This is a genomic window from Geodermatophilus sp. SYSU D00700 (genome assembly GCF_054050255.1).
Window position 1 is genome coordinate 44,818 of sequence record NZ_JBJGZA010000014.1, and the last position, 23,771, is coordinate 68,588.

Sequence of the window (23,771 nt, forward strand, 5' to 3'; positions counted from 1 at the left end):
GTCGGGTTGCGCACGGCCACCGGGGGTAGCGGCGGGACATGGCTGAGCTCCCCCAGGCGCATCTGCAGGGCCTCAAGGTCGCCGTCACCGGCGCGAGCGGCAACGTCGGCACCGCGCTCCTGCGGCGGCTGACCGCTCCCGGCAGCGGCGTGGCCGAGGTCCGCGGGCTGGCCCGCCGGGAGCCGCCGGACCGCGAGCCGTACTCGTCGGTCACCTGGTACACCGCCGACCTCGGGGACACCGGCAGCGAGCAGGCGCTGACCAACCTGCTCGAGGACGTCGACGCCGTCGTCCACCTGGCCTGGGTGCTGCAGCCGGGGCGGCGGTCCGACGAGCTGCGGAAGGCCAACGTCGACGGCACCCGCCGGGTCATGCGCGCCGCGGTGGCCGCCGGGGTGCAGCACGTGGTGCACATGTCCTCGCTGGGCGCCTACGCGGCGGGCGGCGGCGACCGTCCGGTCACCGAGGACTGGCCGGTGACCGGCATCCCGAGCTCGCAGTACAGCCGGCAGAAGTCCGAGGCGGAGCGGGTCGTGCGCGAGGTCGTCGGCCGGCGGTCCGACGTCACGCTGACCGTCGTCCGGCCGACGCTGGTGCTCCAGCCTGAGGCGGCCAGCGAGATCGGCCGCTACTTCCTCGGTCCGCTGGTGTTCGGCGCGGTGCGCCTGGTGCCCGGGCAGATCGCGTCCGTCCTGCCCCTGCCCCTGCCGTCGCTGCGGGTCGGCTTCGTCCACGCCGACGACCTCGCCGACGCGATCACCCGCATGCTCGACCGGCGCGTCCCCGGGCCGTTCAACGTCTCCGCCGACCCGGCGCTCGACGCCGACGGGATCGCCCGCGCGCTGGGCACCACACGGATCCCCGTCCCGGCGGTGCTGGTCCGGACCGGGCTGACGGCTGCCTTCCGCGCGCACGTCGTCCCCACCGAGCCCGGCTGGCTCGACCTGGGCCTCCGGTCGCCGGTGCTCGACACCACCCGCGCGCGCACGCAGCTGGACTGGCAGCCGGCCCACCGCGGCGACGACGTGCTGCGCCAGTTCGTCACGGCCCTCGGCCGCGGTGAGGGCGCGCCGGGACCGCTGCTGTCCCCCACGGGCGGCCGCGAGCACGACCCGGCCGGCGACCCGGCCAACGTCCCGAACCGCCGTCCGGACTGAGCGCCGTCTGCTTTCCAGGCGACTGACCTGCTGTTTCTCCACCGGCCGTCTTGTGCGACATCCTGTTCGAACGTATGATCGAACACGTGATGCCAACGCCGGCGGTCGACGAACCCACGGTGGGGTGGGCGTCGGGGCCGCTGGGTGAGGTGCAGGCCGCCGACCGGGAGGCGTCCCGGCAGGCGGCGCGGCGCCACCGGGCGATCGCGGCCTTCGCCGCCTCCCGCCCCGCCTCCGTCGACCGGCAGCCCGGGGAGCCCGGCTCCATGTCGCCCGAGCGGTGGGCGGCCCGGGCCGAGGTGCTGCGGCCGGTCAGCGAGTGGGCCGCGCACGAGTTGTCGATCGCGCTGGACCTCACCGTGCAACGCGCCGAGGAGGAGCTGGCACGGTCGCTGACCCTGGTGCACCGGTTGCCCCGGGTGCTCGATGCGCTGGAGTCCGGGCTGCTGCACGCCGGGCACCTGTGGTGCCTGCTCGAGCACGTGGCCCCTATCGCCGACAACGCGCTGCGCGCCCGCATCGAGGCCGAACTGCTCACCTGGATGGCCACCCGGCACCACGTGACCACCCCGGCGCAGCTCGGCGACCGGGTGCGTCGCGTGGTCGCCCGGCACAACGCCCGCGACGCCGCCCGCGACCTGAACAGGGCACTCGAGCAGCGCGGCGTCACCGTCCGCCCGGATCGCACCGCCGGGATGAGCGTGATCTCGGCGCTGCTGACCACCCCCGAGGCCGCCGCGCTCATGGCCGCTCTCGGTGCGTATGCCGACGCGCTGCCCGCCGATCCGGCCGATGGCCGCACCCGGGGGCAGAGGATGGCCGACTGCCTGCTGGACCTGGTGCTGCGGCCCGGCGAGTCCGGCCTGCAGCCGGTCCAGGTGGCGCTGACCGTGGTCGCCCCGGTCGGCGCGCTGCTGGGCGGGGACGCCGTGTGTGAGATCGACGGGCAGGTGGTGCCCGCAGAGCTGGTCCGGGCGCTGCTGGCCGCCCTCACCGGCCACCGGGTCGAGGCCGCGGCCGGCACCAGCGCGACCGACACCGCGACCGACACCGAGCCGGGCGCCGAGGCGTCCATCGGCGCCGAGCCGACCGGCACGGCTCCTCCCGGCGGGCCGGCGCGCGCGGTCCTGAGCGAGGACGAGGACTTCGCGCTGTGGTCGGAGGAGATGGAGCGCCGCATCCTGGCCGGGGAGTTCGACGCCGAGCCGCCACCCTGCTACGTCGACGACGACCCGCCACCGGATCCCGGGCCATCGCCGGCCGACTGCTCACCACCGTTCGACTCGACCTCCGCCGCGCCCGTGCCCGAGGGCTGGTGGGCGCGGGCCGACCGCGCCGTCGACCAGGCGAGCACCGCCCTGCTCGGGCTGCAGCGCGCCCTGGGCCACGCCCGCCGCACGGTGGCCACCGCGCAGCGCGCCGACGCCGCGGACGAGGCCGCCTGGGCACGCAGCGCGGCCGGCCGGGTGAGCGCCGCCCCCGACGCGCTGACCGCGCTCACCGCGGCCACCGACACCGCCCGCGCCGCTCGCCGCCACCGCCGGGGGCGGGCTGGCCGACCGGCCCCGCATCGCGCTCACCCATGCTCTGACCGGTGCGCTGCTGGCCCTCACCGACCTGCCCGCCCTGCACCGCGCCGCCCGCACCGGCACCGGGCTCGGCGCCCCTGCCGCCGCCGCCGGCTACCGGCCGAGCGCCGCCCTGGACCGGCACGTCCGCGCCCGCGACCGCTGCTGCCGCTTCCCCGGCTGCCGCCGCCCCGTGCCCCGCGCCGGCGAGCTCGACCACGCCACCCCCTGGCCGGCCGGCCCCACCACCGCGGCCAACCTCACCGGCTACTGCACCGGCCACCACCGCGGCAAGCACCAGGCCCCCGGCTGGCGCCACGTTCTCGCCCCGGACGGCACCCTCACCGTCACCACACCCACCGGGCTCACCGCCGCCACCACCCCACCGCCCTACTGAGACCAGTCCTGCCGGTCGCAGGCGCCACGACCGCCATCTCTGAAGGCGGCTTTGGGGACGCCTGATCCAGGGAGGGATCCTCAGGTGGACGACTCCGACGCGCGGCAGTCAGACGGAGGCCGGCGTGGGGGCTTGGGGCATCAGGCCGACCTGAGTGAGGTAATCAGCCATGTTGTAGTACAGGCGTTCCTCGGCCACCTTCCCGTCGCGCAGCCGCCCGATCGACAGCCCCTGGATGCGGAACTGGCGGCCGGTGCTCGGCAGGCCTCGTGCCTTGTCCTCCCGGTCGTTGGTGCCCGACATCGTCCACTCGGCGGCGTACATCTCATCAGTCGCGAGGATGAGCTCACCAAGATCGATGCGGTAGTCGCTGGAGAACTTCTCCGCCGCGTCCACGATCGACTGGCGGACGGCATCGGCCCCTTCCAGGCGTTCGCCCAGTCCCTTGTCGTCCCGGAGGACGTCCTCGGTCATGCAGGCAAGGACCTTGGCCGGGTCGTGGCTGTTCCATGCCTCGACGTAGGTGCGCATCCAGGCCGGGATCCCCGCGGCTTCGGTGCCAGCTGCCATGGTGGTCACCTTCTTGTGGGCGGTGCATCGGCCCCGCGGGGTCCCGCAGGACCTGGCATGAGGACGCAACCCTGGCACCGTTCTGCGGCCCGGAACACGGGTCACAGCGGCACCCCGGTGAACGGGGCGCGTCTCTCACCCTGCGCATCCAATGGTCGGCGAAGCGAGGATGGGAGACGCATCGAATCCTGAACCGTGTAGAGGAACGCCGAGACCCACCTGCGCCTCGGCACAGCCGTTCCCCATCGCGTCACTCCTGCGTCCCGACGATCTCCCGCTCCACCGACGTGTGTCTTAAGTCGGCCGCTCCGGGCGACCGGAGCTCCGGCTCAGTCCCAGGTCGACCGGCGGAACTTCCAGCACGGCCCGTTGTGACTGACGACGATGACCTCGCATGGCTCGGTGAGCAGCCCGAAGTCACCTACCTGATGGGAGCGAACACCTACCGCCTCATGTCGGGCTTCGCCGCCGGCGAGGTCCCGGATGGTCAGGACGAGTTCCGGCCCGAGGAAGAGGCGTCCGTCGACGAGCTCACCCAAGCGGCCAAGGTGGTGTTCTCCTCCTCGCTGGAGGAGCCGCTGACGTGGGCCAACTCCACGCTGGTCCGCGACGACGCCGTCGAAACGGTCCGCGCCATGAAGGAGAACGGCTCGGGGCTCCTCAGCACGATCGGCAGCCTCGGCCTGTGCCGGTCCCTGCTCCGAGCCGGACTCGTCGACCGCTTCCGGGTCGGGATCTTCCCGGTGATCACCGGGGCCACGGGCGCAGAACGCAGCTACGACGGCTACCCGGACGTCGCCCTCGAGATGATCGAGCACCGCACCTCCGACGGCCGCATCCAGCTGGTCGAGTACAAGCCGCGCGTGCTCGAGCACCCGCCGCTCGGTGCCCCTGCGTGACGTCGCCCCGTCCGCCGGTCCGGACCGCCGCCAGGACCACAGACCCCGGTCGACCGGCTCGGTCATGAGACAACCCAGCGTCTGACCTCCGTGCTCGGCGATGGTGCCGCCGGCTCGTCCGCGAACTCGGGTGAGGTCGGGGCGGTGTCTGGCGGGAGGCGCCCGACTCAGCGCTCGCTACCTCCTGTCGCCCGGGATACGCAGGACGAGCTCAGGGCCGGGCGGACCGGGCGCCCGCGGAGGTCTCAGCCCCGGCTCGTCCAGGCACCGACGGTCCGGCCGGTGGCGGCGAAGACGTCGGCGGCCTGCTCGCTGCGCAGCACGATGAACAGGCCCTCCGCCTCGGCCAGCACCACCTCGGGGCTGTCCTCGGCGACCAGCCGGGCGTGCGCGGTGGTCCGCCGGCCGTCGCTGTCGCCCATCTCGGCGGTGAGCAGCAGCGGCACGCCGAGGTGCACCGGCCGGCGGTAGCGGACGGTCAGCGTGGCGGTCAGCCCGCCGCGGCCGGCCGCGCGCAGCGCGCGGGCCAGCACGTGGTCGAGCAGAGTGGCCACCACCCCGCCGTGCACCAGCCCGGGCGGCCCCTCGTGCGCCTTGCCCACGGTGACCCGGCCGGTGGCCCGCCCGTCGGGGCTGTCCGAGGCCACCAGCGGCGGCGCCACCGGGCTGCCTGGTCCGTACACCGGGCTGTACGAGCGCTCCCCGGTCTCGGGGTCGTCGACGCGGGCGATCTCGTGCAGCTCCCGGCCGCGGGCCCGCAGCCGGGCGGCCAGCTCCCGCGCGGCGACCGCGGCCGCCGCGAGCTCCTCCTCCCCCACCTCGGTGCGCACGGCGGCGTCGACCAGCTCGCGCAGCGCCTCGCCCAGCTCCCCGACCGCCACCCGCCGCGCGGCCCGCTCCCCCGGGGACAGCGGCTCAACCACGCGGCATGCCGGCCGCGCGCAGCAGCCCTCCACCGACGATGACCCGCTGCACCTCACTGGTGCCCTCGTACAACCGGTACAGCCGCGCGTCGCGGTAGAAGCGCTCGACCGGGGTGGTGCGCAGGTACCCCAGCCCGCCGTGCACCTGGACGGCGCGGTCGGTGGCCCGCCCCACCATCTCGCTGCACCACAGCTTCGCCGCCGACGGGCCGATCGAGGTGTCCTCACCGGAGTCGTACCGGGCGGCGACCTCGCGCACCATCGCCCGCCCGGCCAGCAGCTCGGCGTGCATGTCGGCGATCAGCGCCTGCACCAGCTGGAACCGCCCGATCGGGGCACCTCCCTGCTTGGCCGTCGACGCGTAGGCCACCGACTCGTCGAGCACCCGCTGCGCCATCCCCACGCACAGCGCCGCGATGTGCAGCCGGCCGCGGGAGAGCACGGTGAGCGCCTTGGAGTACCCGCGCCCCTCCTCGCCGACCAGCGCGTCGGCGGGCACGCGGACGCCGTCGAAGAAGACCTCCGAGGTCCAGGCGCCGGACTGCCCCATCTTCTTGTCGCGCGGGCCGAGCGTGACCCCCGGCGTCCGCGCGTCGACGACGAAGCTGGAGATGCCCCGGCCGCCCTTCTCCTCCGGGTCCGTCCGGGCGAAGACGACGAACAGGTCGGCCAGCGGCGCGTTGGTGATGTAGCGCTTGGCGCCGTCGAGCACCCACCCGTCGCCGTCACGGCGGGCGCTGGTGCGCAGGCCCGCGGGGTCCGAGCCCGCCTCGGCCTCGGTGAGCGCGAACGAGCCGATCAACTCACCGGAGGCCAGCCGCGGGAGGTAGGCCTTCTTCTGCTCCTCGCTGCCGAACCGCGCGATCACCTGCCCGGCGATGCCGTTGTTGGTGCCGAACAGCGAGCGGAAGGCCGGCGTCGTGTAGCCGAACTCGAAGGCCAGCTCGACGTCCTCCCGCATGTCCACGCCCAGCCCGCCGTACTCCTCGGGCAGCGCGTAGCCGAACAGCCCCATGTCGGCCGCCGCCCCGCGCAGCTCCTCGGGGATGCGGTCGTCGAGGTCGATCTCCTCCTCGCGCGGCACCACCACCTCCCGCACGAGCCGGCGCACCGCGTCCCTGACGTGGGTGAAGTCCTCGGCGTCCACACCCTCATCGTGCCGTCCGCGACGAGAGCGCGGCGACCGGGACCGGCCGCCCCGGCAGGTGCGATGAGCGACCGTTCGAGCACGCCCCGTTGTGGGGTGGGGGCGGCGGCACTACGGTCGGGGGCGGCGCCCGAACCAGCGGCGCCGCTGTCCCCCGGAGTCGCCGTGCACCTCTCCGTCGCCGTCGTGCCAGCCCCTGCGCAGGTCGTCGTCCGTCTCACCGGCGACGCCGGGCGCGCGACCCTCGACCGCCTGGCCTCGGCGCTGACCCGTGCCGCCGGGCACGGCACCGGCAGCGTCGTCGTCGACGTGGCCGGGGCCCGCTTCGCCGACGGCACCGCCCTGCAGGCCCTCGCCGGTTTCAGCGACACCCTCGCCGCGGCCGGCCGCCGCTGCCGACTGGTCGGCGCGCCTGCCGCCGTGCGCCGGCAGGTCACCGAGGCGGGCCTCGCCGGCCGGCTCGAGCTCGACGGCCCGCTCACCGGGCAGGACCCCGTGCGGCCGCGTCCGCGACCGGACCGCGAGCCCCCGCCGGTGGCCTGGGTGCCGCCGGCGCGCGAGGAGCGGCGCCGTCCCCGGGCGGAACCGCCGTCGGTGCACGGCCCCGACGGCGCCGGGCGCCCCGTCACCCCGGTCGCGCTCGACCGCTGGCGCTGAGGCCTCCGGTACCGGAGGGTCGGCGCTAGCGGCCGCCGTCCCCGACGATGCTCCTGGCGGTGGGACCGGCCACCCCGTCAGGAGGAGACGGCATGGGCGAGATCGTGGTGCTGCGGCACGGCGCGACCGAGTGGAGCCGCAGCGGCCAGCACACCGGTGTCACCGACCTGCCGCTGCTGCCCGAGGGCGAGCAGCGGGCCCGCGACATCGCGCCGGCGCTCGCCCGGCGGGACCTGGTCGAGGTGTGGGTCAGCCCGCGGCAGCGGGCCCGGCGCACCGCCGAGCTGGCCGGCCTCACGCCCACCGCCGTCGACGAGGACCTCGTCGAGCTCGACTACGGCGGCTACGAGGGCCGCACCACCGCGGAGATCAGCGAGGAGCTGGGCCGGCAGTGGTCGGTCTGGCGGGACCCGGTCGTGCCCGGGGAGACCCCCGGCGAGACCCTGGAGGACGTCGGACGGCGGGTCGACCGCGTCCTGGAGCGGGCCCGGCCGCGGCTGGCCGACGGCGACGTCGCGCTGGTCGCCCACGGTCACGTGCTGCGCGTCCTGACCGCGCGCTGGCTCGGCCTGGAGCCGGCCGCGGGCGCGCTGTTCGCCCTGCCCGCCGGGGCCTACGGCGTCCTCGGCCACGAGCACGCCCGCCCGGTGCTCACGCGGTGGGGCCTGGACTGACCTCCGCCGGCTCGGGCACGCCGGCGGGCGCCTCGGGGCGGCCGAACAGCCAGCCCTGGCCGAGGTCGGCGCCCAGGGCGGTGACCTCCTCGGCGGCCTGCTCGGTCTCCACCCCCTCGGCCACCACGACCGCGCCGAGCCGGTGGGCGTGCCCCGCGACGGTGCGCACGACCGCGCGGGCGCCGTCGTCGGGCAGCGCGGAGACCAGTGCCCGGCCGAGCTTGACCACGTCGGGCCGGACGACGTCGAGCAGCGAGGCGCTCGACCACCCGGCGGCCACCTCGTCCAGCGCCACCCGCCAGCCTCGCGCGCGGTAGGCCTCCAGGACGGTGAGCAGGTGACCGCGGTCGGCGACGGCGGCCCGCTCCCCCACCTCGAGCACCAGCTGCCGCGGCCGCAGTCCGGCCAACTCCAGCGCCTCGGCCGTGCCGGCGAGGTCGTCGTCGGGCCGCAGCACCGACGTCGGGTGGGTGTTGACGAACAGGTCGGCGTCGCCCAGCCAGCCGGCCGTTCCGGCGATCGCGCACTCGCGGCCGACCCGGTCCAGCCGCGGCAGCCACCCGGCGGAGTCGGCCACGAAGAACAGGTCGCCGCCGTCGACGGCGCGCCCGTCGGAGTCGCCGCGCAGCAGCGCCTCGTAGGCCACCACCGAGCGGTCGGCGAGGTCGACGATCGGCTGGTAGGCCGACCACAGCTCGGCCTCGGCCAGCACGCCGACCTCCGCGGTGACGCCCCGCCGGGCCAGCTCCTGGGCGAGGGTCGGCGCGGCCAGCAGCGCCCGCACCAGCGCCGTGTACTCGTTGGCCGGGTCGGTGGCGACCCGCACCGCCTCGGCCTCCGCGCCGGTCAGCGCCCGGGAGATGCGGTCGAAGAACAACTCCACCCGCAGGCCGTCGTGCTCGTCGGCCAGGTCGAGCAGGCCGGGCGCGGTGAAGACCGACAGGCCCACCGCCCGGGCGACCGTCGCCACCGCCGGCAGGACGTGCTCGGCCGCGCTGGCCAGGAGGACCCGGGTCGCGGCCTCGGGCAGGTCCCACTCCTCGCGCCGGCGGGCCGCGCCGGTCGTGCTCACCACGCGCAGCAGGATGACCGACCCGGCCGGACGGCACGGGCAGGCGCGCGGGCGGCGCGAAGAGGTGGCCGCACCGCGCAGCGGAGCGCCGTCGAGGGGCCCCGGAGGTTCTAGGGTCCCTCCATGGCAGCTGCCCTCGTCACCGAGCAACCGGCACGCACGGGCCGCGGGGGCCGACCGCGCGACCCCAGCCGCGACGACGTCATCCGGGCCGCGATCCTGCGCCTGCTCGGCGACGTCGGCTACGGCGCCCTCACCATGGACGCGGTCGCGGCCGAGGCCGGCGTCGGCAAGGCCACCATCTACCGCCGGTGGCGCACCAAACAGGACCTCGTCATCGACACCGTCTCCGAGCTCAACCGGTCCTGGACCGTCGACGCCGACACCGGCTCGCTGGAGGGCGACCTGCGCCAGCTGGTGCACCGGATGGTCGAGATGATGGCCAGCCCGGTCGGTGCGGCCACCCGCTCGCTGCTGGCGGCGATGCAGCACGAGCCGGCGCTGATCGAGGCCTTCCGCGAGGGCCCGATGGCGGTCTGGCGGCGGGCGTTCGCCGACATGTGGTCCCGGGCGCAGGTGCGCGGCGAGGTGGGTCCGGGCATGCCGCAGTCGATCCCGGCCGAGGCCTCCACGGCGCTGCTGGTGCAGCGCTGGCTGGTCACCCGGGAGCCGGTGGACACCGCCTACGCCGACGCCGTGCTCGAGCGGGTCGTCCTCCCGCTGGTCCGCCGGGAGGGCGCGGCCAGCCGGGAGAACTGAGCCCGCGGGGCGCCCGGGTCACCAGCCCAGCGTGCCCGGCTCCCCCTTGAACGGCCCGACGACGTCGTCGGTGATCCAGCCGCCGTAGAAGTCGCCGGCCTGGGCGCGCACCTGCTCCCCGTCGACGGTGGCCCGGTCGACCCGGCTCGGGTAGAACGCCACCGCGCCGCGCAGGTGCTCGTACCCGGCGGTGGGCTGCTCGTAGGACCAGGCGACCGCCGGCCGGCGGGTCCCGTCGACGACGGCGTCCCAGTAGGTGGCCGCGCCCTTCCACTCGCACCACGACGACCCGGCCGCCCGCTCGAGCACCCCGGCGGCGACGTCCTCGCGGGGCACGTAGTAAACCGGCGGGTGGCTGGTCTCGCAGACCCGGACCGCGCGGGTGGTGTCGGCGACGACCCGCCCGCCGATCTCCACGACGACGCGGCGCGGGGTCACCTCGGCCGAGGGCGGACGCGGGTAGTCCCACACCGACTCCTGGCCGGGGCCGACCGGGTCGCGCCGCGGCGGGCGCACGTCAGCGCGTGCGGCGCTGGACCGGCCGCTTCGCGGCCCTGCGGTGCCGGACCTTCTGGACGAGGACCAGCGACACCAGCAGGCCGAGGCCGCCCACGGTGGCCCGGCCGGCCGGCGACTGCAGGAACCGCACGACGGCGGCCTGGCCGTCGGCCCGCAGCCGGGTGGGCGACCCCCGGTAGGCCAGCGTGTCCAGGGTGGCCGCCAGCGACTCGCGGGCGGCGTCGATCTCCAGCTGGATCTCTCGGGGGTCGCGAGGAGGCACGGGCGACAGCCTGCCAGACGCGGCCCCGACCGGCCCGTTCCGGGAAACCGGGGCACCCGGCCGGGCGATGCGACCTACACTCTGCGGCCACGCGGGAGTGGTGTAACGGCAGCCACGCCAGACTTAGGATCTGGTGCCTCCGGGCGTGCGGGTTCGACTCCCGCCTCCCGCACTCGACGACCTCCCCGGGGCCCCTTGCCCCGGGCGGTCGCCGGGAGGAGCCTGCGACCCCGTGGGCGTCTACGGCCGGTGCATCCGTCCCCGGCTCCTCGACCGGTCCCTGGGGCCGCGGTTGACCGGGCCGATCCGGGAGCGGACCTGCGCCGGGCTGACCGGCGACGTGCTCGAGATCGGGTACGGCTCGGGGCTCAACCAGCCCCACCTGCCGCCCGCGGTCACCAGCGTGTGGGCGGTCGAGCCGTCGGCCACGGCGCTGCGGATGTCCGGGGAACGACGCGCGGCGTCCCCGGTGCCGGTCGTGGTCGCCGGGGACGACGCCCGGTCCCTGCCCCTCCCCGACGACCGCTTCGACTCGGCGCTGTGCACCTGGGTCCTCTGCGGCATCCACGACGCCGGCCGGGTGCTGGCAGAGGTGGCCCGGGTGCTCAAGCCCGGCGGCACCCTGCACTTCGTCGAGCACGGGGCGGCCCCCGACCCCGGCGTCCTGCGCTGGCAGCGGCGGGGCAACCCGGTCAACCGGGTCCTGGCCGGCTGCTCGCTCGACACCGACGTGGCGGGGCTGCTGGCCGCCTCGCCGCTGACGGTCACCGAGCTGCGGACCTGGTACGAGGACGGCGTGCCGCGGGTCGCGGGCTCCATGTACGGCGGCCGGGCCGCCGCCTGACCGGTCGCGCCGCCGCCTGACCGGGCCGCGCGTCAGCCCACCGTGACGGTGAGGTCCACCTGCGGCGAGGGCAGCTCCGGGTCGTCGGCGTCGACCACCGCCACCAGCCGCACCGTCGGGCCCTCGACGCCGGTCAGCGCCAGCCCCTCGACCTTCGCGACCCGGCCCGCCACCTCCGGCACGGGTGCCACGTCGAGCACCCGGCCGCCCTCGGCGTGCACGAGCGCGGTGGCCACCACCGGGCCGTCGTCGACGGCGTTGGGGGTGTCCTCCGCGGCGGCCGAGAGCAGCTCGCGGCCGTCGGGCAGCGCGACGGCGTCGGTGACCGCCAGCCCGACGCCGGCCACCTCCCCGAGCTCCAGGACGTGCGTCGCGCCCAACGGCACCGAGGCGGGGTCGGCCCGGCCGAGCAGGACCGCCACGAGCGCCTCGAGGGGGACCTCGACGGCGGCGTTGGCCACGCCCGCCAGCCCGTTGCCGCGCTGGTACCAGCGCAGCACGTCGCCGGAGCGGCTCGCACCCTCGAGGTTGAGCTGCCCGGCCGGCACGGCGAGCCGCCGGCCGACCTCGGCGTACAGCGGCGCGAGGTCCGCGGCCCGCACGTCGAGCCGGTCGCCGTCGGCGGTGACCAGCACACCGCGCATCCGCCGCGGCCCCGACCCCGAGCCGAGCACCAGCACCGCCGGGCGCCCGTCGGCCTCCACCGGGCAGGCCACCTCCAGGTCGGGCTTGAGCGACTTGGTCCCCGCCGCCTCCGAGAAGCGGTCGTGCCCCTCGACCGGCGGCAGCAGCCGCACCGGCCTGGTACCGCCAGGGCGCTGCCAGGCCGCGTGCGTGGCGTCGTCCTGCACCACGAGCAGCCCGTCGCCCAGCGGTGCGATGCCCGACGCCGCGGTCACCGGCGTCCCGTCGTCGAACCGGAGCCCGCGCACCCCGGTGGTCTCCACCCGCATGCCGCACCGGTGCCCAGCGCCGCACCGGCCCACGCCGGCGGCGGGGAGGCGCAGATCACACGATCGCGTTCCCGCTGGTCGGCACGCTGGACCCCCGAGAAGGCACCTGCGGGGGCCCGGCGGGACACGTAGGGTCGGCCCGGTTGCCCGGTGCTACGACGAGGTCGCCGGGAGCCCTCTTCCCGCGCACGCCACGACCCCGTCGGAGCCCATGACCTCCCCACGCACCCGAGTCCTCCCGCGTCCCGGCCACGAGCCCGCCGACGAGGCCGCCGACAAGACCACCGACAAGACCGCCGAGACGCCGCGGACGACCCTCTCCGTCAAGCAGGTGGTGGCCGGCGCCCTGGCGGCGGTGTCCGCCGCGGTGCTGGCCTCGTTCTTCGGCGTCGCCGGGACCGTCATCGGTGCCGCGCTCGTCAGCGTGGTGAGCACCGTCGGGTCGGCCCTCTACAGCGCCTCCCTCGACCGCACCAGCGCGCGGCTGCGGCGGACCCGCGGCACGCAGGACCCCGCGCCCGCCGCCGGCGACACCGCCACCCGCGAGCTGCCCCCCGCCCTCGACCCGCGCCGCGCGCCGGCCCGGCGCCGGCGCCCGCGCTGGTCCCGGGTCGCCGTGTACGCCGTCGCGGTCTTCGCCGTGGCCATGGCCGTCGTCACCGGCATCGAGCTGGTCGGCAAGCAGCCGGTCTCGGCGCTCGTCGGCGGCGACGACAGCTCGTCGTCGTCCACCACGATCGGTGAGCTGTCGCCGGCGTCGTCGTCGCGGGACACCACGCCGTCCACCCCGGCGGAGACCGACCCGGCCGACGGCACGCCCACCGAGGCCCCGGCGTCGGAGACGCCGCAGCCCGGGGACGACGCCGACGGGTCCGCGACGCCGAGCGACGCGCCCGAGGAGTCGGCGCCGGCCACCGAGAGCGGCTCCGGTGAGGACGGCTCCGGGGAGGGTTCCGGTGAGGACGGGACCGGGGGGACCGAGCCGACCGCGCCCGCGGAGACCTCGGCGGAGGAGCCGCAGACCGGCTCGGGCGCCGAGCCGCAGGCCGGCGCGGACAACGGGTCAGCCGCCGGGGCGGCCTCCGGCGGCTGACCCGGTCAGCCCCTCGACCGCCGCGGGACGAGCTTGAGCAGCGCCATCCCCGCGAAGACCAGCGTCACGCCGGCGACCACCCACGCCAGGGCGTTGAAGCCGGTGTAGGCCAGGGCGGTCGAGCCGCCCACGCCGCTGGCGGTCACGTAACCCGCCTTGCTGTACACGTGCACCTCCCTCCGGGGGGTCGGGCCGCCACGGGCGGCGGGGTCAGGCCGCCGCCGGTGCGGCGACGTGGTGCCAGGTCGCCTCGCGGCGGCGGACGACGTCGACCAGCGAGCGGACGAAGACGGCCTGGATGAACAGGTCGTAGACCAGCTCGACCACCAGCGGCAGGGCCAGCAGCACCGCGCGCGGGCCGCCGCGGCGGACGGTGACCAGGCGCTCGGCGAGGAAGACCAGGCCCACCGCGCCCCAGAACGGGTCGAGGGTCAGGCCGCCGTCGCGGGCCAGGACCAGCACGGTGAGCAGCAGGTAGGCCTGGAAGGCGAGCACACCGAGACCGATGCCGACCTGCTGCCCCCAGTAGCGCAGCGTGACCCGGGTCAGGCCGTAGTGCCGCAGGTTCTCCAGCGCACCGCGCTGCCACCGCATCCGCTGCCGCCACAGGTCGCCCCAGGTCGGCATGATCTCGGTGACCACCGCGCACGCCGACGGGCTGGTCAGCCGCCAGCCGAGGGTCTTCAGCGCGAGGGTGAGCTCGTTGTCCTCGGTGAGGGCGAGGGTGTCGTACACCTGGCCGCGGGCGCCCGGCAGCGTGCTGCCGCGGGCGGCGGCGACCTCCCGCAGCGCCCGGACCCGGAACAGCGTCCCGGTCCCGGTGAGCACCATGACGCGGCCGGTGCGGGAGACGTCGCGGCTGTAGCGGAGGTACTCGTTGCGCTGCAGCTGGCCCAGCACCCGGCTGCCGGGGTGGCCGTAGAACAGCCCGCCGGCCGCGCCGATCCGCGGGGAGCTCTCCAGGCTGGCCGCGGCCGCCTCGAGGAAGCGCGGGGCCAGCTCGGTGTCGGCGTCCATGACCAGCACGAAGTCGTCGTCGCGCAGGTCGGGTGAGGGGCCGGCCGGGACGTCGTCGTCCGCCGCCGTCCAGGTCGGCCGGCTGCGGCGGTCGGGACCGCGCCGGGGGTCCTCGGAGGTCCCGCGGCGGTCGGTGTCGGCGGTGCGGCGGAAGCGCTGCACGATCGCCTGGTTGAGCGCGCCGGCCTTCTTGTCGGTGTTGCCGACCGTCTCGTAGACCTCGGCGCCGTGCGCACGGGCGATCCCGGCGGTGTCGTCGGTGCAGTTGTCGGCGATGACCACCACCCGGTCGGGGCGCCGGGTCTGCTGCCGCAGCGCGGTCAGGGTGACCCCGATGTTCGCGGCCTCGTCGTGCGCCGGGATCAGCACCACCAGGCGGGTGCTCGCCGTCCCGCTGTCCTCCGCCATGCCCGGTCCCTCCGACGTCGGTCGTCGGGATGGCTTCGGCAGCCGCCCGGCCGCGGTGGAGCCCGGCCGGGCGGGACCACCCGATCGGGTCAGGAGCCGACCAGCGCCCGGTGCAGGACGGCGACCAGTTCGGCGCGCGTCACGATCCCGGCCAGCCGGCCGTCCTCGTCGACCACCGGCAGGTGGCGCAGCCCGCGGTCGGCCATGAGGCCGACCAGCTCGGAGACGGGCGTGTCGACGCCGACGGTGGCCACCGGGTTGGTCATCACCTCCGCCACTGGGGTGAAGGCCACGATGTCGGTGTTGAACAGGTCGTGCACGGTGACGATCCCGACCACGCGGGCGTCGTCGGTGACCACCGGCAGCGCCTTGACCGCGTGCTGGTTCATCAGCATCCGCGCCCGGTAGAGGGTCTCCTGCGGCTGCACGGTGCGTACGTCGCGGGCCATGAGCGCGCCGACCCGCAGCTGCCCGAGCCGGCGGTCGAGCGCGTGCGCCTCGGCGTCGCGGACCAGCGCGAGGACGTCGCCGGGCATGACGTCGAGGCCGCGGTCGAGGCGGTCCATCGCGGCGCGGACGTCCTCGGTCTGCAGCCCGACCCGGCTGGTCGGCGGGGCGTCGGTGCCCGGCGGCGGCGCGGGGGGCTCGGGCACGTGCGGGTAGGGCCGGCCGGTGAGGTTGTTGACCAGTGCCGCGACCGCGAGGAGCACGACGGTGTCGACGCCGACCGGCCACAACGCGAACGCCCAGCCGTGGTCGGCGACCGCGGCCGTGCCGACGGCGGCGAACAGCGCACACGCCCCGCCCGGCGGGTGCACGCAGCGCAGCAGCATCATCACCGGGATCGCCACCCCGACGGCGACGGCGGCGGCCAGCGTGACGTCGTCGACCAGCTTCCCGGCGCCGACGCCGACGAGCGTGGACACCGTGTTGCCCGCGAGCACCGGCCACGGCTGGGCCAGCGGGCTGGCTGGCGCGGCGAACAGCAGGACGGCGGTGGCGCCCATGGGCGCGACGATCCACGGCAGGCCCGCGGGACCGCCCGGGACGGCGTGCGCGGTCGCCCCGGCCAGCGCGATGCCCAGCAGCGCCCCCAGGCCGCCGCGCAGCACCTCGGTGCGCCGGTAGCCGACCGGCCCCGGGCGCAGCGCCCCGATCCACACCCGCCGGTCCACGTGTCCCCCGTTCCTGCCGCGGACGCCGCTGCCCGTCGCGGGCGGCACCCTACGTCGAGGGGGGACCTCCCGGGCCGCGTCCGAGCGCCGTGCGGCCGGTGGCGGTCAGCCGGGGGTGAGCAGCCGGGCGACCTCGGGGACCAGCGCGGCGAAGGCCTGCCCGCGGTGGCTGCGGGCGTCCTTCTCCGCGGGCTCCAGCTCGGCCGAGGTGACCTCGAGGCCGTCGGGCAGGAAGACCGGGTCGTAGCCGAAGCCGTTGCGCCCGCGCGGCTCGCGGACCACCCGGCCGCGCCACTGCCGCTCGAGCACCGACTCCGCGCCGTCGGGGGTGACCAGTGCGGCGGCGCAGACGAAGGCCGCGCCGCGCCGCTCGTCGGGGACGTCGGCGATCTGGGCCAGCAGCAGCGCGGTGTTGGCGGCGTCGTCGCCGTGCCGGCCCGACCACCGCGCCGACAGCACACCCGGCATGCCGTTGAGGGCGTCGACGGTGATGCCCGAGTCGTCGGCGACGGCGGGCAGGCCGGTGTACCGGACCGCCTCGCGGGCCTTGAGCAACGCGTTCTCGGTGAACGTCGCGCCGGTCTCGGGGGCCTCGGGGTACTCGGGGACGTCGCGCAGGCCGACCACCTCGACGCCGGGCACGGCGCTGGCCAGCAGCCGCTGCAGCTCGGCGAGCTTGCCGGCGTTGCGGGTGGCGAGCAGAAGGCGGGTGCTCATCGCGCGAGGGCCTCGGTCTGGACGCGGGTGAGCTCGGCGCACCCGGCGACGGCGAGGTCCAGCAGCCGGTCGAGGGTGGCCCGGTCGAACACCGCGCCCTCGGCGGTGCCCTGGACCTCGACGAACCCGCCGTCCCCGGTGCACACCACGTTCATGTCGGTGCCGGCCCGCACGTCCTCCTCGTAGGCCAGGTCCAGGCGCGGCTCGCCGTCGACGACGCCGACGCTGACCGCGGCGACCGACTGCACGATGGGGGTCTTCTTCGCCAGCTTCCTGCGGTCGCCCAGCCACGAGACGGCGTCGACGAGGGCGACGTAGGCGCCGGTGATCGCCGCCGTCCGGGTGCCGCCGTCGGCCTGCAGGACGTCGCAGTCGATGGCGATGCTGTTCTCCCCGAGGGCGCCGAGGTCGACCGCGGCGCGCAGCGAGCGGCCGATGAGCCGGCTGATCTCGTGGGTGCGCCCGCCGATGCGGCCCCTGACCGACTCGCGGTCGCCGCGGGTGTGCGTGGCGCGCGGCAGCATCGCGTACTCCGCGGTCACCCAGCCCAGCCCCGACCCCTTGCGCCAGCGCGGGACGCCCTCGGTGACGCTGGCGGCGCACAGCACGCGGGTGCGGCCGAACTCGACGAGCACGGAGCCCTCGGCGTGGTCGAGCCAGTTGCGGGTGATGGTCACCGGACGGAGCTGGTCGGCCGCGCGGCCGTCGGGGCGGGTCACGGACGCCGAGCCTATCGACGCCAGCGGTGACCGCTCCCCCTGTCGAGGTCGCGCGGTGCCGTCGAGGAGTGGGGCCCGGAGGGTCCCGCGACGAGGCGGCTGTCCGGCTCCACGGCGGCCGGGGAGGGCACGTGGCCGCGGTGTCGTCCGGTAGGACGACGATGCCGTCATGCGATCGGAGCTGCTGACGGTGCGGACCGGCGGGGAGCCGGTGGTGGTCGACCTCACCGGCGAGTGCGAGGAGTTCGTCCGGGACGAGGGCGACGGCCTGCTGCACGTGTTCGTCCCGCACGCCACGGCGGGGCTGGCGGTCATCGAGACCGGCGCGGGCAGCGACGACGACCTGCTCGCCCAGCTCGACGAGCTGCTGCCGCGCGACGGCCGCTGGCGGCACCGGCACGGCAGCCCCGGGCACGGCCGCGACCACGTGCTGCCGGCGTTCGTGCCCCCGCACGCGACGGTGCCCGTCCTCGGGGGGCGGCTGCAGCTGGGCACCTGGCAGCGCATCTGCCTGGTCGACCCCAACCGGGACAACCCGCAGCGGCAGGTGCGGCTGTCCTTCCTCCGCGGCTGACGCGCCCCCGCCTGTGACCCGCCGCCGGGGCACGGCAGGATGCCGGGCATGACCGAGACCGCGCCCGCACCCGTCCGCCTGGCGCCCGGTGACCCGGCGCCGGACTTCACGCTGGCCGACGCCGACGGCCGACCGGTCTCCCTCGCCGACCACCGCGGCCGCCGGGTGATCGTCTACTGCTACCCCGCGGCGCTGACGCCGGGCTGCACCACCCAGGCGGTCGACTTCACCGCCGCCGCCGGGGAGCTGGCCGAGGCGGGGCTCGACATCATCGGCATCTCGCCCGACCCGCCGGAGAAGCTGCAGCGCTTCCGGGAGGAGGAGGGCCTGGGCATCACCCTGGTGTCCGACCCGGACAAGCGGGTGCTCACCGCCTACGGGGCGTTCGGCACCAAGAAGATGTACGGCAAGGAGGTGCAGGGCGTGATCCGCTCGACCTTCGTGATCGACGCCGAGGGCCGGGTCGAGCGCGCCGCCTACAACGTCAAGGCGACCGGGCACGTCGCCAAGCTGCGCCGCGACCTCGGGCTGGCCTGAGCGCCGGCCGGCACGGGGACGCGCGCAGCGGGGACGGCTCAGGCCGTCCACGTGCCCGGGCGGGGCTGGTCGTGGCGCCCGCCGTCCCAGCCCGGGTCCCAGGGGTAGCACCCGGGCGGGGAGGCCCACGTCAGCTGCAGCGCCGGGACCGAGTGCTCCACCGGTCGCTGGTACCACCGGTTGGCCCCCAGCAGCACTTCGCCGGGGTTCGGGCACTCCTCGACCACGAGGTCCCAGCGGTCCCCGGCTCCCTCGAGCATCTCGCCGGGCACCAGGGACCGGCCGCCGACGACCTCGCCGGCGACCGCGTCGAGCAGCGCGTGGGTGGCCACGGCACCCAGCCCGACGACCACCAGCTCCGGGTGGCCCAGCCCGAACAGCCCGATGGTGTAGCCGAAGGGTGGCTCGCCGGGCAGGTCACCGGGCCCCACGTACTGCACGGCGTAGCGGGCGCGGCGGATGACCGCGGCCAGGTGGGCGTCCTCCTGGTCGAGCCAGGCGGTGGTCTGGGGATCGGGCGTCATGCCGGCAGCCTGCGGCCGGGCACCGACAGGACGCCGCGGCGGTTCCCCGGCGGTGGACGGCGGGACCGGCTGTGGACGGCGGCGCCCGGATCGTCGGCCCCTCAGTCCTCGGCGGCCCGCTTCGCCCGCGCCCGCCGCTTGCCCTCGTGCATCGCGGCCACCCGCGCGACCGGGATGGTGTGCCCCTCGCTGACCACGTCGGACGGCAGCTCCTGCGGGTCGGGCAGCAGCGCCGTCCACGGGTCGCCGTCGCCCAGCCGCTGCGGCGCCGTCCGCACGGTGACGTCGCCGGGCCGGATCGCGGCGAGCTCCTCCCAGGCGACCGGTGCCGACACCGGCAGGTCCGGGCGGATCCGGGGGCTGTAGGCGGCCACGATCGTCGAGGAGCCCGAGCGGGTGGAGTCGAGGAAGACCCGGCCGTGCCGGTCCTCCTTGATGTAGGCGGTGGTGGCCAGGTCGGGGTCGAGCGCGGCCGCGCGGGCGGCCAGCGCGCGGGTCGCGGCGGCGGCGTCCTCGGGTCCCACGCCGCGCACCGGGACGACGACGTGCACCCCCTTCGACCCGCTGGTCTTGACCGCCCCGGCGAGGCCCGCGTCGGCCAGCGCCCGCCGCACCAGGTCTGCGGCCCGCACCACCACGTCGAACCCGGCCCCCTCCGGCGGGTCGAGGTCGAGCACGATGCCGGTCGGCTCGGTCTCGGCGCCGGCCCGGAAGAAGGGGACGTGGAACTCCACCGCCCGCTGGTTGGCCAGCCACAGCAGCGTGCGGCGGTCGTCGCAGAGCACCTGGCGCACCTCGCGGTGGGCGCCGAACGACCAGACCGGGACGGTGCGCACCCACTCGGGCGCGCCCTTGGCGACGTTGCGCTGCATGAACGGCTCCTGGCCCGGCCGCACGCGCTTGACCGACAGCGGCCGGCCGGCCAACTGGGGCACGAGCCGGTCGGCGAACGCGTCGAGGTGCTCGACCAGGTCGCCCTTGGTGACCTCGAGCCCGTCGCCCAGCGGCGCGTCGAGGCTGGTCAGCCGGACGCCGTCCCGTTCGTCGTCGACCACCGGCCCACCGTGCCGGTCGACGCGGCGCCGGGCAAGCGCGGGCCGGCAGCGCGGGCATCCCGCCGTCCTCCCTCACCGCAGGGCGTCCTCCCCCGCGGTGGGACGTGAGGGAGGACGCCCGACGATCAGGTCACCTGATCCCGGCGCGCCCCGCCCGTCAGACGTCGTAGGTGGCGCCCGGGCGCACCAGCTCGGCGGCCGGGAACACCGACCGGGCGGCAGCCAACTGTGCGGCCGGGTCCACCCACGCCGGGACGTGCGTGACCAGCAGCCGGCGCACCCGCGCAGCGGCCGCGGCCGCACCGGCCTCCCGGCCGGTCAGGTGCAGGTCCGGCGGCAGTCCGTCCTGCTCGGGATGGGCGGCCTCGGCCAGCAGCACGTCCGCGCCGTACGCCAGGTCGACGACGGTCTGCGACGGTCCGGTGTCGCCGGTGTAGACCAGCGAGGAGCCGTGGGCGGTGAGCCGGATGGCATGGCACTCGACCGGGTGTGCGGTGCGCGCGGTCTGCACCCGGAAGGGCCCGAGCACGGCCGAGACCGGGGTGACGGCGAAGTTGAAGACGTCGGTCAGCGGGGCGCCGCCGGCGTCGTAGATCCTCGCCAGCCGCTCGGACGCACCCTCGGGGGCGATCAGCGGCACCCGCCGGCCAGAGGCGCGGCCCGAGTAGCGGTGCCAGACCACGAACGGGGCCACGTCGAGGCAGTGGTCGGCGTGCAGGTGGGAGAGGAAGACCGCGTCGACGGTGTCGGGATCGGCCAGCGCCTGCAGCGGCCCGAACGCGCCGCTGCCGAGGTCGAGCAGCAGCCGGAAGCCGTCGTGCTCGACGAGGTAACAGGAGGCCGCCGACGCGGGACCGGGTCCGCTGCCCGAGCAGCCGACCACCGTGAGCCTCACTCCACACTCTCCCGCCCGACGGTCCCCGGCGTGCTCGCCATGGCGGGGGCCAGGCTAGCCGCCGGGCTCGAGCAGGCGGTCCGCGGGCACCGACAGGACGCCGTCGGCCCAGGACAGCCCGGTGAGGTCGGCGACGACGGCGTCGGCGCCGGCGCCGAGCGCCCGCGCGCCGATGCCCAGGACCCGCGCGCCCGCGGCCCGGCCCGCGGCGATGCCGGCCGGGCTGTCCTCGACCACGACGGTCTCCTCCGGCGGCACGCCCAGCAGGCGGGCGCCGAGCAGGTAGCCCTCGGGATCGGGCTTGCCGGTGCGCACGTCGTGTCCGGTGACCAGGACCCCGGGCAGCGGCAGCCCGGCTGCGGCCAGCCGGGCGGCGGCCAGGGCGGGCGTACCGGAGGTGACCACGCCCCACACGCCGGCCGGCAGCGACGCCAGCAGGTCGGCCGCGCCCGCGACGGCGGGTACTTCCCCGGCGTCCTCGAGCTCGTAGCGGTCGATGAGCGCCGACGCGACGGCCCGCCGCTCCTCGGGCAGCAGCGCGGCGACGGTGTCGGCGGCGCGACGGCCGTGGACGACGGCCAGCACCTCCCCCGGCACCAGGTCGTGCTCGAGCGCCCACCGCGACCACGAGGTGGTGACCGCGGCGTCGGAGTCGACGAGCACGCCGTCGTTGTCGAACAGCAGCCCGCGGGCGGGCAGCGTCATGCCCAGAGCTGGCCCTCCAGCGCCGCGGTGGCCTCCTCCAGCGTGCCCGCGTAGGCGCCGGTGGACAGGTACTTCCAGCCGCCGTCGCAGACGATGAACACGATGTCGGCCCGGCGCCCGGCGGCGACCTCGCGGTCGGCGACGCCCAGGGCGGCGTGCAGGATCGCCCCGGTCGAGATGCCGGCGAAGATGCCTTCGCGCTCGACCAGCTGGCGGGTGCGGTGCAGGGCGTCCTCGGGTCCCACGGAGAACCGCGAGTCGAGCAGCTCGGGGTCGTAGAGCTCGGGGATGAACCCCTCGTCGATGTTGCGCAGCCCGTAGACGAGCTCGCCGTAGCGCGGCTCGGCGGCGATCACCTGGACGCCGGGCTTGTGCTCGCGGAAGTAGCGCGAGCAGCCCATGAGCGTGCCGGTGGTGCCCAGGCCCGCGACGAAGTGGGTGATCGAGGGCAGGTCAGCGAGGATCTCCGGCGCGGTGCCGGTGTAGTGCGCCTCGGCGTTGGCCGGGTTGCCGTACTGGTAGAGCATCACCCAGTCGTCGTGCTCGGCGGCCAGCTCCTTGGCCATCGCCACGGCCTGGTTGGAGCCGCCCGCGGCCGGCGAGCTGATGATCTGCGCCCCGTACATCTGCAGCAGCTGCCGGCGCTCGATCGAGGTGTTCTCCGGCATGACGCACACCAGCCGGTAGCCGCGCTGCCGGGCCACCATCGCCAGCGAGATGCCGGTGTTGCCGCTGGTGGGCTCGAGGATGGTGTCGCCCGGCGCGAGCTTCCCCTCCTTCTCCGCCGCCTCGATCATCGAGATCGCGGCGCGGTCCTTGATCGACCCGGTCGGGTTGTGGTCCTCGAGCTTGGCCCACAGGCGCACGTCGGGGGTCGGCGACAGGTGCGGCAGCCCCACGAGCGGGGTGCCGCCGAGCGAGTCGACGAGGGAGGCGAAGCGGGCCATGCCAGAGCTCTTCCGGGAGATCGGGAGGGACGGGGGGTGCGGCGTCAGCAGCCGCCGGCGACCGCCGGGAGGATGGTGACCTGGTCGCCGTCCTTGACCTGGGTGTCGAGGGCGCCGGTGAACCGCACGTCCTCGTCGTTGACGTAGACGTTGACGAAGCGGTGCAGCTTGCCCTCCTCGGTCACCAGGCGGCCCTTGAGGCCGGGGTGCTTGGCGTCGAGGTCGTCGACGAGGGCGGCCAGGGTGTCCCCGCTGCCCTCGACGGTCTTGTTGCCGCCGGTGTGGGTGCGCAGGATGGTCGGGATCCGGACCTCGATGGCCATGGCGTGCGGTTCTCCTCGGGAGGACGGGACGTGCGGGGACGCTCGGTGAGCGTGTCTGTGGCGGGCAACGCCCGCTGGTGACGGGCCATTCCGCGGGCGGCCCCGTCCAGGGCACCGCCCCGAGCTCGCGAGGGGTGGGCAGGACGGGGTCCTGTCTCAGTCGTAGACGACGGTGGTCGGCGAGTGGCCGAACAGGTAGGACTCGACGACCTCGACGTCCTCCTCGCTCACCTCGCCGTCGACGATGCGGAAGCTGCGGAACTCCACGTCGTCGCCCTCGAGCCCGGTCCGGCCGCCGTGGTGCCGGGTGGAGACGAGCACGTAGTGCGCGTTCGGCTCGGAGGCGTAGCTGACGTCGGTGCGCGACGGGTGGGCCTCGGTGGCGGTGTGCGAGTGGTAGATGACCACCGGCTCCTCGCCCCGGTCGTCCATCTCCCGGTACAGGCGCAGCAGGTCGGCCGAGTCGAACTCGTAGAAGGTGGGCGACCGCGCGGCGTTGAGCATCGGGATGAACCGCTCGGGGCGGTCGCTGCCCTCGCGTCCGGCGACGACGCCACAGGCCTCGTCCGGGTGGTCCTCCCGGGCGTGGGCCACGATGGCGTCGTAGGTCGCGCGGTCGATGCGCAGCACGGATCCAGTCTAGGCGGCGCCGCGGAGGGCCCCGGCGACGGTCGCCCGACC

The 23,771-nt window shown here is 75.9% G+C and carries 28 protein-coding genes, 1 tRNA gene and 1 pseudogene; 11 read left to right on the plus strand and 19 right to left on the minus strand.

What is annotated here, in order from left to right:
* The first annotated feature begins 38 nt into the window (after window positions 1-38).
* Both ACI79V_RS12495 and ACI79V_RS12500 read left to right on the plus strand, forming a co-directional pair.
* Window positions 39-1,157 carry an NAD-dependent epimerase/dehydratase family protein gene (locus ACI79V_RS12495; protein ID WP_456889673.1) on the plus strand — a complete coding sequence of 373 codons (1,119 nt, stop codon included), beginning with the start codon at window positions 39-41 and terminating at the stop codon, window positions 1,155-1,157.
* Between the two features lie 89 nt (window positions 1,158-1,246).
* Window positions 1,247-3,187 (plus strand): DUF222 domain-containing protein, encoded by a 1,941-nt coding sequence (locus ACI79V_RS12500; protein WP_456889799.1) that lies wholly within the window; start codon window positions 1,247-1,249, stop codon window positions 3,185-3,187.
* A gap of 43 nt (window positions 3,188-3,230) precedes the next feature.
* Here the strand turns inward: ACI79V_RS12500 and ACI79V_RS12505 are convergent, their stop codons facing one another.
* Window positions 3,231-3,692, minus strand: coding sequence for an ester cyclase (locus ACI79V_RS12505; protein ID WP_456889674.1), 462 nt, complete (start codon window positions 3,690-3,692; stop codon window positions 3,231-3,233).
* A gap of 389 nt (window positions 3,693-4,081) precedes the next feature.
* On the opposite strand from ACI79V_RS12505, the pseudogene ACI79V_RS12510 reads away from it, so the two are divergent.
* Window positions 4,082-4,591: pseudogene (locus ACI79V_RS12510) on the plus strand (dihydrofolate reductase family protein); the annotation flags it as partial.
* 245 nt (window positions 4,592-4,836) lie between these two features.
* Here the strand turns inward: ACI79V_RS12510 and ACI79V_RS12515 are convergent.
* A complete protein-coding gene (locus ACI79V_RS12515; RefSeq protein ID WP_456889676.1) occupies window positions 4,837-5,514 on the minus strand; it encodes a PaaI family thioesterase in 678 nt (225 codons plus the stop codon).
* On the minus strand, window positions 5,507-6,661 hold the full coding sequence (locus tag ACI79V_RS12520; RefSeq protein WP_456889678.1) for an acyl-CoA dehydrogenase family protein: 1,155 nt from the start codon (window positions 6,659-6,661) through the stop codon (window positions 5,507-5,509). The genes ACI79V_RS12515 and ACI79V_RS12520 overlap by 8 nt, the downstream gene beginning before the upstream one ends.
* Window positions 6,662-6,826: 165 nt before the next feature.
* Here ACI79V_RS12520 and ACI79V_RS12525 point away from each other — a divergent pair, with 165 nt between their 5' ends.
* Entirely contained in the window at window positions 6,827-7,318 is a 492-nt protein-coding gene (locus ACI79V_RS12525) for an STAS domain-containing protein (RefSeq protein ID WP_456889683.1), read from the plus strand.
* A gap of 92 nt (window positions 7,319-7,410) precedes the next feature.
* Entirely contained in the window at window positions 7,411-7,992 is a 582-nt protein-coding gene (locus ACI79V_RS12530; RefSeq protein WP_456873487.1) for a histidine phosphatase family protein, read from the plus strand.
* Here ACI79V_RS12530 and ACI79V_RS12535 read toward each other — a convergent pair.
* Complete coding sequence (locus ACI79V_RS12535; protein WP_456889687.1) at window positions 7,970-9,067, minus strand: EAL domain-containing protein; 1,098 nt, start codon at window positions 9,065-9,067, stop codon at window positions 7,970-7,972. The genes ACI79V_RS12530 and ACI79V_RS12535 overlap by 23 nt on opposite strands.
* Window positions 9,068-9,187: 120 nt before the next feature.
* Here ACI79V_RS12535 and ACI79V_RS12540 point away from each other — a divergent pair, with 120 nt between their 5' ends.
* The gene (locus tag ACI79V_RS12540) at window positions 9,188-9,823 is read left to right on the plus strand and encodes a TetR/AcrR family transcriptional regulator (RefSeq protein ID WP_456873489.1); all 636 of its coding nucleotides are present in this window, start codon (window positions 9,188-9,190) and stop codon (window positions 9,821-9,823) included.
* 18 nt (window positions 9,824-9,841) lie between these two features.
* Here ACI79V_RS12540 and ACI79V_RS12545 read toward each other — a convergent pair whose 3' ends face one another.
* Both ACI79V_RS12545 and ACI79V_RS12550 read right to left on the minus strand, forming a co-directional pair.
* Window positions 9,842-10,339 carry a DUF427 domain-containing protein gene (locus ACI79V_RS12545; RefSeq protein WP_456889691.1) on the minus strand — a complete coding sequence of 166 codons (498 nt, stop codon included), beginning with the start codon at window positions 10,337-10,339 and terminating at the stop codon, window positions 9,842-9,844.
* A gap of 1 nt (window position 10,340) precedes the next feature.
* Window positions 10,341-10,604, minus strand: coding sequence for a DUF3618 domain-containing protein (locus tag ACI79V_RS12550; RefSeq protein ID WP_456873491.1), 264 nt, complete (start codon window positions 10,602-10,604; stop codon window positions 10,341-10,343).
* Window positions 10,605-10,695: 91 nt separating this feature from the next.
* On the opposite strand from ACI79V_RS12550, the gene ACI79V_RS12555 reads away from it, so the two are divergent.
* A tRNA-Leu gene (locus tag ACI79V_RS12555) sits at window positions 10,696-10,776 on the plus strand.
* Between the two features lie 60 nt (window positions 10,777-10,836).
* The gene (locus ACI79V_RS12560) at window positions 10,837-11,448 is read left to right on the plus strand and encodes a class I SAM-dependent methyltransferase (protein WP_456889694.1); all 612 of its coding nucleotides are present in this window, start codon (window positions 10,837-10,839) and stop codon (window positions 11,446-11,448) included.
* A gap of 32 nt (window positions 11,449-11,480) precedes the next feature.
* On the opposite strand, the gene ACI79V_RS12565 is transcribed toward ACI79V_RS12560, so the two are convergent.
* Window positions 11,481-12,401, minus strand: coding sequence for a DUF6910 family protein (locus tag ACI79V_RS12565; protein WP_456889698.1), 921 nt, complete (start codon window positions 12,399-12,401; stop codon window positions 11,481-11,483).
* A 211-nt stretch (window positions 12,402-12,612) separates the two neighbouring features.
* Here ACI79V_RS12565 and ACI79V_RS12570 point away from each other — a divergent pair, with 211 nt between their 5' ends.
* Window positions 12,613-13,494: a hypothetical protein gene (locus ACI79V_RS12570; RefSeq protein ID WP_456889702.1), complete on the plus strand. Its 882-nt coding sequence runs from the start codon at window positions 12,613-12,615 to the stop codon at window positions 13,492-13,494.
* 5 nt (window positions 13,495-13,499) lie between these two features.
* On the opposite strand, the gene ACI79V_RS12575 is transcribed toward ACI79V_RS12570, so the two are convergent.
* The 5 genes from ACI79V_RS12575 to rph all read right to left on the minus strand — a co-directional run bounded on the left by ACI79V_RS12575 (window position 13,500) and on the right by rph (window position 17,530).
* Window positions 13,500-13,661 (minus strand): hypothetical protein, encoded by a 162-nt coding sequence (locus ACI79V_RS12575; protein WP_176450154.1) that lies wholly within the window; start codon window positions 13,659-13,661, stop codon window positions 13,500-13,502.
* Window positions 13,662-13,704: 43 nt separating this feature from the next.
* Window positions 13,705-14,919 carry a glycosyltransferase gene (locus ACI79V_RS12580; RefSeq protein ID WP_456889705.1) on the minus strand — a complete coding sequence of 405 codons (1,215 nt, stop codon included), beginning with the start codon at window positions 14,917-14,919 and terminating at the stop codon, window positions 13,705-13,707.
* A gap of 89 nt (window positions 14,920-15,008) precedes the next feature.
* On the minus strand, window positions 15,009-16,094 hold the full coding sequence (locus ACI79V_RS12585; RefSeq protein ID WP_456889708.1) for an HPP family protein: 1,086 nt from the start codon (window positions 16,092-16,094) through the stop codon (window positions 15,009-15,011).
* Between the two features lie 105 nt (window positions 16,095-16,199).
* Entirely contained in the window at window positions 16,200-16,811 is a 612-nt protein-coding gene (rdgB, locus tag ACI79V_RS12590; protein WP_456889710.1) for an RdgB/HAM1 family non-canonical purine NTP pyrophosphatase, read from the minus strand.
* Window positions 16,808-17,530 (minus strand): ribonuclease PH, encoded by a 723-nt coding sequence (gene rph / locus ACI79V_RS12595; protein WP_456889711.1) that lies wholly within the window; start codon window positions 17,528-17,530, stop codon window positions 16,808-16,810. Before rph ends, rdgB begins: the two co-directional genes overlap by 4 nt.
* A gap of 169 nt (window positions 17,531-17,699) precedes the next feature.
* Between rph and ACI79V_RS12600 the strand changes: the two genes are divergently transcribed.
* Together ACI79V_RS12600 and bcp are read left to right on the plus strand one after the other, a co-directional pair.
* Window positions 17,700-18,104 carry a YjbQ family protein gene (locus ACI79V_RS12600; protein ID WP_456889714.1) on the plus strand — a complete coding sequence of 135 codons (405 nt, stop codon included), beginning with the start codon at window positions 17,700-17,702 and terminating at the stop codon, window positions 18,102-18,104.
* A 48-nt stretch (window positions 18,105-18,152) separates the two neighbouring features.
* Window positions 18,153-18,641: a thioredoxin-dependent thiol peroxidase gene (gene bcp, locus ACI79V_RS12605; protein WP_456889716.1), complete on the plus strand. Its 489-nt coding sequence runs from the start codon at window positions 18,153-18,155 to the stop codon at window positions 18,639-18,641.
* A 38-nt stretch (window positions 18,642-18,679) separates the two neighbouring features.
* Here bcp and ACI79V_RS12610 read toward each other — a convergent pair whose 3' ends face one another.
* The 7 genes from ACI79V_RS12610 to ACI79V_RS12640 form a co-directional block, all read right to left on the minus strand.
* Complete coding sequence (locus ACI79V_RS12610; RefSeq protein ID WP_456889718.1) at window positions 18,680-19,165, minus strand: DUF4262 domain-containing protein; 486 nt, start codon at window positions 19,163-19,165, stop codon at window positions 18,680-18,682.
* Window positions 19,166-19,266: 101 nt separating this feature from the next.
* On the minus strand, window positions 19,267-20,220 hold the full coding sequence (locus ACI79V_RS12615) for a DNA polymerase domain-containing protein (RefSeq protein ID WP_456889720.1): 954 nt from the start codon (window positions 20,218-20,220) through the stop codon (window positions 19,267-19,269).
* Window positions 20,221-20,377: 157 nt separating this feature from the next.
* Window positions 20,378-21,115, minus strand: a complete 738-nt coding sequence (locus tag ACI79V_RS12620) for an MBL fold metallo-hydrolase (RefSeq protein ID WP_456889723.1) — start codon at window positions 21,113-21,115, stop codon at window positions 20,378-20,380.
* Window positions 21,116-21,169: 54 nt separating this feature from the next.
* Complete coding sequence (locus ACI79V_RS12625) at window positions 21,170-21,820, minus strand: HAD-IA family hydrolase (RefSeq protein WP_456889726.1); 651 nt, start codon at window positions 21,818-21,820, stop codon at window positions 21,170-21,172.
* The gene (locus ACI79V_RS12630) at window positions 21,817-22,767 is read right to left on the minus strand and encodes a PLP-dependent cysteine synthase family protein (RefSeq protein ID WP_456889728.1); all 951 of its coding nucleotides are present in this window, start codon (window positions 22,765-22,767) and stop codon (window positions 21,817-21,819) included. The genes ACI79V_RS12625 and ACI79V_RS12630 overlap by 4 nt, the downstream gene beginning before the upstream one ends.
* 44 nt (window positions 22,768-22,811) lie before the next feature.
* The gene (locus ACI79V_RS12635; RefSeq protein WP_456873506.1) at window positions 22,812-23,090 is read right to left on the minus strand and encodes a ubiquitin-like small modifier protein 1; all 279 of its coding nucleotides are present in this window, start codon (window positions 23,088-23,090) and stop codon (window positions 22,812-22,814) included.
* A 156-nt stretch (window positions 23,091-23,246) separates the two neighbouring features.
* Window positions 23,247-23,720, minus strand: coding sequence for a Mov34/MPN/PAD-1 family protein (locus ACI79V_RS12640; protein ID WP_456889730.1), 474 nt, complete (start codon window positions 23,718-23,720; stop codon window positions 23,247-23,249).
* Window positions 23,721-23,771 lie beyond the last annotated feature (51 nt).

Coding starts and splice junctions, on each gene's coding strand:
- ACI79V_RS12495 (WP_456889673.1), top strand. CDS start 39: ATGGCTGAGCTCCCCCAGGCGCATCTGCAGGGCCTCAAGGTCGCCGTC.
- ACI79V_RS12500 (WP_456889799.1), top strand. CDS start 1,247: ATGCCAACGCCGGCGGTCGACGAACCCACGGTGGGGTGGGCGTCGGGG.
- ACI79V_RS12505 (WP_456889674.1), bottom strand. CDS start 3,692: ATGGCAGCTGGCACCGAAGCCGCGGGGATCCCGGCCTGGATGCGCACC.
- ACI79V_RS12530 (WP_456873487.1), top strand. CDS start 7,411: ATGGGCGAGATCGTGGTGCTGCGGCACGGCGCGACCGAGTGGAGCCGC.
- ACI79V_RS12540 (WP_456873489.1), top strand. CDS start 9,188: ATGGCAGCTGCCCTCGTCACCGAGCAACCGGCACGCACGGGCCGCGGG.
- ACI79V_RS12565 (WP_456889698.1), bottom strand. CDS start 12,401: ATGCGGGTGGAGACCACCGGGGTGCGCGGGCTCCGGTTCGACGACGGG.
- ACI79V_RS12570 (WP_456889702.1), top strand. CDS start 12,613: ATGACCTCCCCACGCACCCGAGTCCTCCCGCGTCCCGGCCACGAGCCC.
- ACI79V_RS12580 (WP_456889705.1), bottom strand. CDS start 14,919: ATGGCGGAGGACAGCGGGACGGCGAGCACCCGCCTGGTGGTGCTGATC.
- rdgB (WP_456889710.1), bottom strand. CDS start 16,811: ATGAGCACCCGCCTTCTGCTCGCCACCCGCAACGCCGGCAAGCTCGCC.
- ACI79V_RS12600 (WP_456889714.1), top strand. CDS start 17,700: ATGCGATCGGAGCTGCTGACGGTGCGGACCGGCGGGGAGCCGGTGGTG.
- bcp (WP_456889716.1), top strand. CDS start 18,153: ATGACCGAGACCGCGCCCGCACCCGTCCGCCTGGCGCCCGGTGACCCG.
- ACI79V_RS12610 (WP_456889718.1), bottom strand. CDS start 19,165: ATGACGCCCGATCCCCAGACCACCGCCTGGCTCGACCAGGAGGACGCC.
- ACI79V_RS12625 (WP_456889726.1), bottom strand. CDS start 21,820: ATGACGCTGCCCGCCCGCGGGCTGCTGTTCGACAACGACGGCGTGCTC.
- ACI79V_RS12630 (WP_456889728.1), bottom strand. CDS start 22,767: ATGGCCCGCTTCGCCTCCCTCGTCGACTCGCTCGGCGGCACCCCGCTC.
- ACI79V_RS12635 (WP_456873506.1), bottom strand. CDS start 23,090: ATGGCCATCGAGGTCCGGATCCCGACCATCCTGCGCACCCACACCGGC.